The following is a 10986-nucleotide window of genomic DNA, read 5'->3' as shown; positions in this document are numbered from 1 at the left end:
CGGCCCCGCCCGCCCGGCCCTTTGGCCGGGGGGCGCCCCCTCCCCCCCGCTCCCCCCGGCCCCCCCCCCCGACGGGGGGGGGGGGGCCCCCCCCCCCCCCCCCCCCCCCCCGCCGCCCTGAGCACCCGCGGGGGGTTCACCAGTCGTGGACCGTGCCGTCCTGGAGACGGTTGACGGGCAGGTACGCCGCTTCGTAGGGGTGGGCCGCCGCCGCCTTCTCGTCGAGCTCCACACCGATGCCCGGGGCCTCGCCGGGGTGCAGGTGCCCGTCCGTGAAGGTGTAGGCGTGCCGGAAGACCTCGTCCGTGAGCGGTTCGTGGCCCGCGTACTCCTGGATCCCGAAGTTGTGGACGGCGAGGTCGAGGTGGATCGCTGCCGCCATCCCGACCGGGGAGATGTCCTGCGGGCCGTGCACGGCGGTCTTGATCTGGTGGAGCGCGGCGAAGTCCGCCAGCTTCCTGAGCGGAGTGACACCACCGAAGTGCGTGACGGCGGACCTGACGTAGTCGATCAGCTGCTCCGTGATGAGCGTCTGGTAGTCGTGGACGGTGTTGAAGACCTCGCCCACGGCCAGCGGTGTGGTGGTGTGGCGGCGTATCAGACGGAAGGCCTCCTGGTTCTCCGCGGGGGTGCTGTCCTCCAGCCAGAACGGCCGGTACGCTTCCAGGTCCTTCCCGAGCCGCGCCGCCTGGGCGGGCGTGAGGCGGTGGTGCGCGTCGTGGAGAAGGGGCAGTTCCTCCCCGAACTCCGCGCGGACCGCCTCGAAGACGGCGGGAGCGTGGCGCAGGTAGGCGTCGGTGTCCCAGTCCTCGACCAGGGGCCTGGCCTGCTGGTGGAGGACGGGCGACCCGTCGTCGTGCGTGGTGTGCACCCCGTACACGGCCTTGAGACCGGGGACGCCCGACTGGACACGCACCGCCTGGTATCCCTCGGCGAGGCGGGCCCGCACCGAGTCGAGCAGTTCCGGGATGTCCTTGCCGTTGGCGTGGCCGTAGGCGCGGACGCGGTCCCTGCTGGCGCCTCCGAGGAGCTGGTACAGCGGGAGTCCGGCGGCTTTGCCCTTGATGTCCCACAGCGCGACGTCGACGGCGGCGATGGCGGCCATCGTCACCGGTCCGCGCCGCCAGTAGGCGCCTCGGTACAGGGACTGCCACGTGTCCTCGATCCGGTGCGGGTCGAGACCGATGAGCAGGGGGACGACGTGGTCGGTGAGGTAGCTGACCACGGCCAGCTCCCGGCCGTTGAGCGTGGCGTCGCCCAGTCCGGTGAGCCCTTCGTCGGTCGTCAGCTGGAGCGTGACGAAGTTCCGGCCGGGGCTGGTGACGACCACCGTGGCGTCGACGATCTTCATGCGGATGCACTCTCCGATGCGAGGGGTGGGGCGGACCGGCTCAGCCCTTGGCTGCACCCGGCGTCAACCCTGCACCACGGTCATCGGCGCGGGCCCGTCGGGGCCGTGGTGCGCGGCCGGTGCCAGGCGCCACGGCGGACCGGCCTGCCGCGCACCGCACCCGCGCCTGCCACGCGCCTGCCGTGCGTCGAACTCGCGTCGGACTCGCGTCGGGGGACGGTGCCTCAGTCACCCGTGCGCAGGAGGCCGGCCGCGACGAGTCCGGCGAGGCCCAGGTCCGTGTCCGTGTACTCACCGCCGAGGAGGTGTGCCGTGTAGGCGTCACGCTCCAGCAGGAGCGGCTCCAGGAATTCCTCCGCGTCGGGGGTCGGTTCGGCGACCCTGCGGCAGTCCCGCGCCAGCACCCCGTACCGCACGTGCGTGGCGAAGGAGGCGAGGTACGTCCGCATGAAGACCTCGACGGTCCCCGCCCGGTGTCCGGTCTCCTCCAGGAGCTCCCGTTCCGCCGCGCACAGAACGTCCTCGCCGGGCTCGACCATGCCGCCGGGGAGCTCTGCCAGTACCTTGCCGGGGCCGGGACGGAACTGCCGTACGAGAACGCCCCGGCCGTCCTGCGTGAAGGCGACGAGGGCGACCGTGCGGGGGCCGTGGAGGACGTCCCAGTCCGACTCCCTGCCGTCGGGCTGCACATAGGTGCGGCATCGCACGTCCAGGTAGCCCGCCGGCCCGGGACGCTCGCTCCTCAGCGTCCACTCCAGCGCGTCACAGCTCTGCGTCATGAGCGGGAGCATGTCCAGCCCACGGCACGGCAAAACGGTCCCGTACCCGAGGAGCACCGGTGCCACCCGGTGGGACGCATGGCCGGCCTCCGGGCGGGCACGAGCCCTCGTGGAGGCGGCGCCCTCCGACGCACGATGGTTTTCGGCCGGCCCGCAACCCTCCGCGCGAATATCGCGTGCCTCACCGGTGTACGTGTTCGTGCGGAGCACTCGACGCCTCTCACCCCAAGGGGAAATCATGCGTCTTCACAGCACATCCGCCGTCGTCGCCGTCGCCGCTGCGGCCGCCCTCTCCCTCACCGCGTGCGACGGTGACGGCGCCACCGACAGCGCCCCCGCCGGTGCTTCTGCGTCGGCCACGCCGGACACCGGGGCTTCCACCGACGGCGGCACCGAGCGCCCCGGTGCCGCGGAGAAGACGCGAGCCCCGGGCGGAGGCGACACCCAGGCCTCCGCATCCGGCGCGCCGCGCGTGGGGGACGGCACCTGCCGGACCTCGGACCTCTCCTTCAGCAGTTCCGGGGGCATGGCGGAGGGCGAGGTACTGATCAACCTGAAGAACACCGGATCCGCCGCCTGCTCCATGCGCGGGTTCCCGGGGCTGGACCTGGAGGGCAAGGACGGCACGGTGAGCGCCGAGCGCAGCGACCGGTCCGCACCGACCGTCACCCTGGCCCCCGGGGAGGGAACCAACTTCTCCCTGCACTTCCCGCCCGGCACCGGCGACGGCTCGGGGGTGACGTTCACCTCGGCACTGGTGACCCCGCCGAACGAGACGCACTCGCACCGCATGTCACTCGCCGTCGGCGTCCCCGTGGACGCCGGCACGGCCCCCCGGATCACGGTGGACCCGGTCGGGTCGGGGAAGTAGTCACGCCGGGTCCCGGGGCGCTCCGCACCGACAAATCCTGGACATTTAGTCCGTATGATGAGACGGGTTTGCGGAGCCCGGGGCACACGGCGTCTCATCGCGCCTGTGCAGAACGAACAGATAACCCCTGATCAAACCGGTTCCGACGACAAGGGAGCGAGGCGCGCCGTCACGGTGTTCCCCGTCCTCGTGCTCGTGGCGGGCGTAGCCGGTCTCGTCACTCCCGGCACGTTCGCCGGCTGGACGGAGTCGGTCCCCTACCTGCTCGGCGTGGTCATGTTCTGCATGGGGCTGACGATGACTCCGCTCGATTTCAAGGGCGTGGCGAGGCGGCCGTGGGCCGTGGCGATCGGCCTGGTCGCGCACTATGTGATCATGCCCGGCCTCGGCTGGATCATCGCTCATCTGCTGGGGCTGCCTCCGCAGCTCGCGGCGGGACTGATCCTGGTCGGCTGCGCGCCGAGCGGCACGGCGTCGAACGTGGTGACCTTCCTGGCCCGTGGCGACGTGGCGCTGTCGGTGTCCGTGGCGACCGTCTCCACACTGGTCGCTCCCCTGGTGACGCCTCCGCTGACACTGCTCCTGGCCGGTGAGTACCTGCCCGTGGATGCCGGTTCGATGATCACGGACATTCTCAAGACCGTGCTCCTCCCGGTCCTCGGCGGCCTGGTGGTGCGGCTCGTCTTCGGCAGGCTCGTCGACCGGGTCCTGGGCGTCATGCCCTGGCTGTCGTCCCTCGCCGTCGCCGCGATCGTGTGCGCCGTCGTGGCGGGCAGCGCGAGCATGATCAAGTCGGCCGCTCTCACCGTCCTGCTCGCCGTCGTCCTGCACAACGGCCTGGGGCTCGCTCTCGGCTACGCCGCGGGCAAGGCGGCCCGGCTCGGCCGGCCCGCCAGCCGCGCCATGGCCTTCGAGGTCGGCATGCAGAACTCCGGCCTCGCCGCCTCGCTCGCCACCGCCCACTTCAGCCCGCTGGCCGCTCTGCCGGCCGCGGTGTTCTCCGTGTGGCACAACATCTCGGGCGCGCTGGTGGCCGCCTGGATGGCCCACCGGTCGCGGCGTGACGACGACGTGGCGCCCTCGGCAGGGCGGACACAGGACAGCACCGCCGCTGCCGCCACCGGCAGCGCCTGACGGCGAAGGTGCCCGGTCGGGACCTCCTGGCCGGGCACCTTCGCGTGCTCGCGTACGGTTCGCCGGCCACGCCGTACAGCCCGTCGGCCACCGCCGGACGGTCCGTCACTCATGCCGTACAGCCCGTCAGTCGCCCGGGTAGCTCACGATGGTCTGCGTAACGGCCGGGGAGTCCTGCGTCATGTAGTAGTGGGCGCTGAGCCCCGAGAACCGGGCGGTGTCGCCCGTCTCCAGCTGGTGGGGTACGTCGTCCACCACCAGGGTCGTCCGGCCGGACAGCACGGTCACGTACTCGACGGAATCCGTGCCGTGCGAGCTGACCTGGCTGGTGCCGTGCGGGTGCAGCCGTGACCGGTAGATCTCGATGCGGCCCTCGCCCCGGCCGGCGAAGAGCAGGTTGACCGAGGTCTCGCCGTCCGGCTCCTGGAGGTCCGCGGCCCGGACGATCTCGGGGCGCAGCATCGGCTGCCGCAGCAGATCCGTGGCGCCGACCTCCAGCACGTCGGCGATCCTGACGAGCACGTCCACCGTCGGGTTGGCCTCGGCGCGCTCGATCTGCGAGAGCAGCCCCTTGCTGACGCCTGTGGCCGCCGACAGCTCGCGCAGACTGAGGCCGCGGGCCAGCCGGCGGCGGTTGAGGTTGGACGCCAGCGACGCGCGCACGGTCCCTGGGGCGGCCGGCGGAGTCTGCGGACGCGTCGGCGCGGGCAGTGTCGGCGCGCTTGGTGTCTCCACCGTTGCGTTCCTCCTCACGGTCTCGGTAGGCGCAGGTCAGCGCACCACTCTAGCGGTGTGTCTGTCGGGCCGTCAGTCCTCGACGGCACCCCTCGCCCCGCTGCGGGGCGTATACCCCGGCAGTGCGTCGAGCATCCTGCGGGTCCATGGGTGCCCCGGCGCGTCCAGCACCTCGGTGACGCTGCCTTCCTCGACGATCCGCCCCTGGTACATCACCGCGACCCGGTCGGCGATCTGCCGCACCACCGCCAGGTCGTGGGTGATGAACAGGATGGCGAAGCCCTCGCTGCGGCGCAGTGAGTCGAGCAGATTCAGCAGCTGGGCCTGGACCGAGACGTCGAGTGCCGCCACCGCCTCGTCGCAGATCAGCAGCCTGGGCCTGGCCGCCAGGGCCCGGGCCAGCGCGACCCGCTGGCGTTCGCCGCCGGAGAGCGCGGCGGGACGACGGCCGGCGTACGGGAGCGGCAGCCCCACCTGCGAGAGCAGGGCGTCGACGTCCGACGGGGCGATGTCGCGGGCGCGTCCTCCCGCCCGGGCCGCCAGCGCCTCGCGCAGTGTCGCGCCCACCGTGCGCAGGGGGTTGAGCGAGGAGTACGGGTCCTGGAAGACGATCTGCGCCTGTCCGGCCAGCCTGCGACGGTCCGCCGTGGCGGGGCGCCGGCCGGCCGGCAGCGCGATGCCTCCCGTGCGCACGCTCCCGCTGTCGAACGTCTCCAGGCCGATGGCGATCCGCGCGAGGGTCGTCTTTCCCGAGCCGGACTCCCCCACCAGCGCCACCACGGAACCGGGCGCGACGGTCAGGCCGACGTCCCGCAGGGCGTGGTGGTCCCCGCCCGGCGAGCGGAACGTACGGTCCACGGAGGTGACGGCGAGTACCGCTTCCTCGCCCTTCGCGGCGCTGGGCGCGCCGCCGGTGCCGGGCTGCCGGTCGCCCGGCGCAGCAAGCGCGTCGCCGATCTCCGCCAGCCGGTGGCAGGCGGACTGCCGACCCCCGGTGACGGTCCGCAGGGCGAGGGGCGTGCTCCCGCACTGGGGCGCGGCGTACGCGCACCGGGCGGCGAACGGGCAGCCGCCGGTGCGCCTGCCGGGCGGCGGTACGAAACCCGGCAGGGCGGGCAGTTCGGCGAAGCGGGTGCGGACCGAGGGCTCGGACGCCAGCAGTCCGGCCGTGTAGGGGTGCGCGGGCGCCGATTCCAGCTCGTCAGGACGGCCGTGCTCCAGCACCGCGCCCGCGTACAGCACGTACACCCGGTCGCAGGCGGAGAACGCGACCCGCAGGTCATGGCTGATCAGTACGAGCCCCATGCCCCGGTCCCGCTGGAGGCCGCGCAGCAGATCCAGTACGGCCTGCTGGTTCGCGGCGTCCAGCGCCGTCGTGGGCTCGTCGGCGATCAGCAGTTCGGGATCCCCGGCGAGCGCCGCCGCCGCGGCGACTCGCTGGCGCATTCCGCCCGACAGCTCGTGCGGATACTTCCCTGCGACCTCGGGGCCGAGGCCGACCTCGGCCAGCCGGCGCGCCACCTCGGCCCGTCGGGCCCCGGCGTTCCGGCGCCCGCGCAGGACCCCGTGGCGCTCCCGCAGCCCGTCGGCGATCTGACGCCCGCAGGTCAGCTGCGGGTGCAGCATCGTGAACGGGTCCTGCATCAGCAGGGTGACGCGGCGTCCGCGCAGGGCGTGGCGGGCTCGCGGGGCGAGCTCCAGCACCTCCTGGCCGGCGATCCGCACCGTGCCCCCGGTGACGGCCGTGCCGGGCGGCAGCAGCCCGGCCACGGCACGCATCGCCAGCGACTTGCCGCTTCCCGACTCCCCGACGATGCCGACGCACTCGCCTCGGCCCACGGTCAGGGAGACGCCGTCCAGGATGGTGGCCGGTCCCGCGCCGCCTGCCGTGGCGGCGACCCGCAGCCCGTCCACGGCGAGCAAGGGCCCGCCGGGTCCGGGCGCTGTCCCGGCGAGCAGGGGCCCGCCGGGTCCGGGCGCTGTCCCGGCGAGCGGGGGCCCGTCCGGAACGGGTGTCTCGCCGGGAGCGGCGTGTCCGGTCGTGCGGCGCGCTGCCATCAGGACCTCCCTCGGTCGGAGAACGCCTCGAACAGCCGGTCGCCGAGGATGTTCAGCGCTACGGCCGCGACGACGATGAGGACGGCGGGCGCCAGCGCGGCGGACGGATTGTCGTACAGCAGGGTGCGGTTCTCGGAGAGCATCCGCCCCCAGTCGGGGGCGCCGGGCGGCACTCCGAGGCCGAGGAAGGAGAGCGAGCTGAGGGCGACGACGGCCCCGGCGAAGTTGAGCAGGGCGTTGGCGACGGCCACGGGCAGTACGTTCGGCCAGATGTGCCGGGTCATCACGGCGAACCGCGAGAGTCCGAGCGTCTCGGCGGCCTCGACGTAGGCGCGGTGCCGCTGTTCCAGCACGGCGGACCTGACCAGCCGGATGTCGGCGGGCGAGGTGAGCACCACGAGTACGCCGACCGCGAGCGCGTACCCGCCTCCGCCGATCCCGGCGACGACGATCGTCACCAGCAGGGCGGGAAGCGCGAGCAGCAGGTCCGCCCAGCGGCGCACCAGGGCGTCGGTCCAGCCGCCCCGGTAGCCTGCGAGCAGCCCCAGGACGTTGCCGATGACCATCGAGCCCAAGGCGACCAGGGCCGCGCCGGCCAGCGTCGAGCGCGCTCCGGCGACCACCATCCGGGCGATGTCACGTCCCAGTTCGTCGGTCCCGAGGAGATGCCCGCCGCCGGGCATCGTGACCCCGGTGGCCAGGTCCTGGGTGTCCCAGCCGGGCAGCAGCACCTGCCCCAGGGCGGCGGCCAGCACCAGCAGGAGCACCACGGCGCTGCTCCACAGGGCCGCCGGGGACAGACGGGGGAAGAGGGGCGTGCGGTTCTTCATCGGCCGTCCTTCTCGGGAGCGCCGGGAGCGCCGGGAGCGCCGGCCAGGGCGGGCCCCGGTGCGTCCTGGGCCGCGGGAACCCCGGGGCGCGGCGCCTTCGGTGCGGGGGTGGACTGCAGACGCGGGTCCAGCAAGGGCTGGGCGAGATCGGTGACGAGGTTGGCGGCGCAGACGAGGGCCGCGAGCAGCAGCGCCTCCGCCTGGACGACGGGCACGTCCCGGAAGGTGACCGAGTCGACGAGCAGCGAACCGAGCCCGGGAAGGGCGAACACCTGCTCCACCATGACGGTGCCGGCGAGCAGATAGGCGATGACGAGGCTCACCCCGGTGAGTACCGGCACCAGCGTGCCGCGCAGCACGTAGTGGAGCAGGATGTCCCGTTCCCGTACGCCGCGGGCGCGGGCGAACGTGACGTGCTCGCGCTCCAGTTCCCGCACGACGGCGGCCCGGGTGAGTTTCAGCAGCACCGCCGTGACCGCCAGCCCGAGGGCCACGCCGGGCAGCACCAGGTGGGTGAGACGGTCGGCGCCCGGGCCTTCGCCCGGCCCGTACGCCGGGAACCAGCCCAGCATCAGTGAGAAGACGTAGATGAGCACCAGCCCGCTCGCGAAGGCAGGTGTGGACAGGGCGACCACGCCGAGGCTCTGCACGGCCCGGTCGGTCGTACGCCGGTTGCGCAACCCGGCCAGGACGCCCAGCGGGAGCCCGAGCAGGAGGGCCACGAAGAGGCCGAGGCCGACCAGTTGGCCGGTCAGGGCGAGCCTGCCGCCGATCGCGGACGCGACACTCTCGCCGGTGCGGATGGAGGTGCCCAGGTCCAGCCGGACCGCGTCGCTGATCCAGTACCAGTACTGGGCGGCCAGCGGACTGTCCAGGTGGTGGCGGGCCCGCACGGCCGAGAGCGCCTCGGGCGTCGCGCTGCGCGGGCCGAGCAGGGTCTGCGCGGGGTCGCCGGGAGCCGCCTGGAGCAGGGCGAAGACGGCGACGGACAGGATGAGGAGCAGGACCGCCGTGCCGGAGACCCTGCGGAGTACGAAGCCGAGCGGCAGCCCGGCACGCAGGCGCGCGCCCGCGCGGACGGCGGTCATCGGCGCTCCCCGGACGACGAGGGGGCGGCCGTGCCGGAGGTCGACCGGGGGAAGTCGCGCTCCGGCACGGCCGGGGAAGCCGCACCAGGGTTCGGTCCGGGGGAGACCGGCCCCTGGGCGGCGGCTGTGGGCGGCGGCGCCGGAACGGCCCCGCCGAGATGGGTGTCGAGCCATTCGGCGACACGGGTGACGGCGTCGAGGATGTGCGCGGGCTCGGTGAACTCGTGCCCCTCGCCCGCGTACACGAGCAGTTCAGCGGGGGCCCGGCCGGCGCGCAGCAGCGAACGGTGGAGCTCGTGGGCCTGGCCCACGGGGGTGACCCGGTCCTCGGCGCCGTGCACGATGAGTGTCGGGGTACCGCTGCCGCCGTGGGCGAACACGGCGGACCGCCGGCACCACTCCATGGGGTCCTGCGGGGAGCCGATGCGGTAGGTGCGGTCGTAACCGCCGCCGATGTTGCTGGTGTGCGTGAAGCTGAGCCAGTTCGTGGGCGCCGACACCACGACGGCCGCTGCGAAGACATCGGTCCTGGCGGCGGCGAGGGCGGCGAGGTGCCCGCCGTAGCTGTGTCCGAGCACGGCGGCGCGGCGCGGGTCGGCGAGGCCTTCCCTGACGAGATGGCGGACCCCGGAGAGGACGTCCTCGAGATCGCCGCCGCCGACGTCGCCGACGACCGCGCGCGCGTGCTCCCGGCCCGCGCCGCTGCTGCCGCGCGGGTTGGGCAGCAGGACGAGATAGCCGGCGGCGGCGAGCGCCGGTGCCAGGCCGAGCACGTCGCCGGGCGCGTACATCGAGGACCAGAGCCAGGCCGGGCCCCCGTGCACGAGCACCGCGAGGGGGCGGGGGGTCCGCGTGCGGTCCTGGCCGGCCTGGAGCAGGAGCCCCCGGACCGGGCGGCCGTCCTCGGAGCGCCACGTCGTCGCGGTGGTGCGCAGAGACACGTCCGCGCTGTCCCGCGCACCGGCGTTGAGCGAGGTGACCGCCGTCCAGTCCCAGGCACCGGGACCGTGGGTCCGTGCGACGACCGCCTCGGCGGGGCGGCCCGGTGCGTCCAGGACGGTCACGGCGATACGCCCCGACGCGTCGAGGGACAGCGCGGGCCGGAAGCCCGCACCGCTCAGGGTCGCCTCGCCGCTCCAGAGACGGGCTCCGTCGTGTCCCACCCGGGAGCCGGTGCCGTCCCATCCGGCGTGCCAGAGGATGCCCGGGGCGGCGTGGTCGTCGAACTGGAGCCAGGTGGCGTCCTCGACGTCGTCCCGCCTGCGCACGTCGCCGGTGGTCAGGTCCATCAGGAGGGGCCGGCCGGAGACGATGGAGATCCCTTCGCACACCGCTGCCAGCCGCCCGTCGGCGGAGAGGGCGGGCGCCGCGAGCTGTCCGTCCGGCGTGTGGAGCGTGCGTGCGGTCCGGGTCACCAGGTCGAGTTCGGCGAACCTCGCGTCGTAGTAGCCGGCCGGCAGGGTTTCCTCGGAGACCGTGGCCACGGCGGTGCGCCCGCCACGCCACGCGACGTTCCACACGGTCAGCCCGGCCGGGCCCGCGGCCCGCACCGATCCGCCGGCCAGCTCGACCGTCCAGACCGAGCGGCGGCCGCCGCCCTCGGTGAAACGCTCGGGGACGGGAACGGGCCCGAGCCGCACCGGCAGCCCGAGGTTCATCCCGTCACGCTCGGCGCCGTCCTCGGCGCAGAGGAGCAGAGCCCGGGTGCCGTCGTCGGAGACGAGGATGTCCTCCACGGCGCCGGGCGCGGTGGCCACCGTACGGACGGATCCGGTCCTCGTGTCCAGGGCTGCCAGCTCCGGATGGCCGGAGCCCGCCGGTTCCGCGATGTGCAGCAGGGTCCGGGAGTCGGGCAGCCAGCGGGGGCTGTGGCGGTCCACGGCACGGTCCCGGGGGGCTCGGGGCACCGGCTCCGCCGACGCCGGCTCCTCGCGGAACGCCTCCGGCACGGCCGACAGCACCAGTTCGGTGCGCTGCGGTCCGGCGGCGCTGACCGCGACCGTACGGCCGTCGGGGCTGACCCGCGCTTCGACCGGGTGCGTCAGCCGGAGCGTCGCCTCGCGGGCGCGCCGCACCGCGAGCGCGGCGGGCGGCTGCGGTGGTGCGACGGTGCCGGTCATGTGTCTCCGTTCGTGGTGCT

9 protein-coding genes are annotated in these 10986 nt (G+C 74.0%); 2 read left to right on the top strand and 7 right to left on the bottom strand.

The window, feature by feature from the left end; translation table 11 throughout:
- Positions 1–136: 136 nt before the first annotated feature.
- Both manD and ACFYQ6_RS22560 read right to left on the bottom strand, forming a co-directional pair.
- Positions 137–1351 (bottom strand): D-mannonate dehydratase ManD, encoded by a 1215-nt coding sequence (gene manD, locus ACFYQ6_RS22565; RefSeq protein WP_361581462.1) that lies wholly within the window; start codon positions 1349–1351, stop codon positions 137–139.
- 224 nt (positions 1352–1575) lie between these two features.
- Positions 1576–2130 carry an NUDIX hydrolase gene (locus ACFYQ6_RS22560; RefSeq protein WP_361581465.1) on the bottom strand — a complete coding sequence of 185 codons (555 nt, stop codon included), beginning with the start codon at positions 2128–2130 and terminating at the stop codon, positions 1576–1578.
- A gap of 238 nt (positions 2131–2368) precedes the next feature.
- Between ACFYQ6_RS22560 and ACFYQ6_RS22555 the strand changes: the two genes are divergently transcribed.
- Both ACFYQ6_RS22555 and ACFYQ6_RS22550 read left to right on the top strand, forming a co-directional pair.
- Complete coding sequence (locus ACFYQ6_RS22555; RefSeq protein ID WP_361581468.1) at positions 2369–3001, top strand: DUF4232 domain-containing protein; 633 nt, start codon at positions 2369–2371, stop codon at positions 2999–3001.
- Positions 3002–3106: 105 nt separating this feature from the next.
- Positions 3107–4135, top strand: coding sequence for a bile acid:sodium symporter family protein (locus ACFYQ6_RS22550; RefSeq protein ID WP_361581471.1), 1029 nt, complete (start codon positions 3107–3109; stop codon positions 4133–4135).
- A 126-nt stretch (positions 4136–4261) separates the two neighbouring features.
- Here the strand turns inward: ACFYQ6_RS22550 and ACFYQ6_RS22545 are convergent, their stop codons facing one another.
- From ACFYQ6_RS22545 to ACFYQ6_RS22525, 5 genes are all read right to left on the bottom strand, one after another.
- Positions 4262–4870, bottom strand: coding sequence for an XRE family transcriptional regulator (locus ACFYQ6_RS22545; protein WP_361581474.1), 609 nt, complete (start codon positions 4868–4870; stop codon positions 4262–4264).
- 72 nt (positions 4871–4942) lie between these two features.
- Positions 4943–6928: an ABC transporter ATP-binding protein gene (locus ACFYQ6_RS22540; RefSeq protein WP_388764527.1), complete on the bottom strand. Its 1986-nt coding sequence runs from the start codon at positions 6926–6928 to the stop codon at positions 4943–4945.
- Entirely contained in the window at positions 6928–7758 is an 831-nt protein-coding gene (locus ACFYQ6_RS22535; RefSeq protein ID WP_361581480.1) for an ABC transporter permease, read from the bottom strand. Before ACFYQ6_RS22535 ends, ACFYQ6_RS22540 begins: the two co-directional genes overlap by 1 nt.
- The gene (locus ACFYQ6_RS22530) at positions 7755–8846 is read right to left on the bottom strand and encodes an ABC transporter permease (protein WP_361581483.1); all 1092 of its coding nucleotides are present in this window, start codon (positions 8844–8846) and stop codon (positions 7755–7757) included. The genes ACFYQ6_RS22535 and ACFYQ6_RS22530 overlap by 4 nt, the downstream gene beginning before the upstream one ends.
- Entirely contained in the window at positions 8843–10966 is a 2124-nt protein-coding gene (locus ACFYQ6_RS22525; RefSeq protein WP_361581485.1) for an alpha/beta fold hydrolase, read from the bottom strand. Before ACFYQ6_RS22525 ends, ACFYQ6_RS22530 begins: the two co-directional genes overlap by 4 nt.
- Between the last annotated feature and the right edge of the window lie 20 nt (positions 10967–10986).

It is taken from the genome of Streptomyces sp. NPDC005494 (genome assembly GCF_042872025.1).
Taxonomy (GTDB): Bacteria; Actinomycetota; Actinomycetes; order Streptomycetales; family Streptomycetaceae; genus Streptomyces.
The sequence above is the reverse complement of the archived record's forward strand: the minus strand, read 5'-3'. Positions and strand labels throughout refer to the sequence as shown.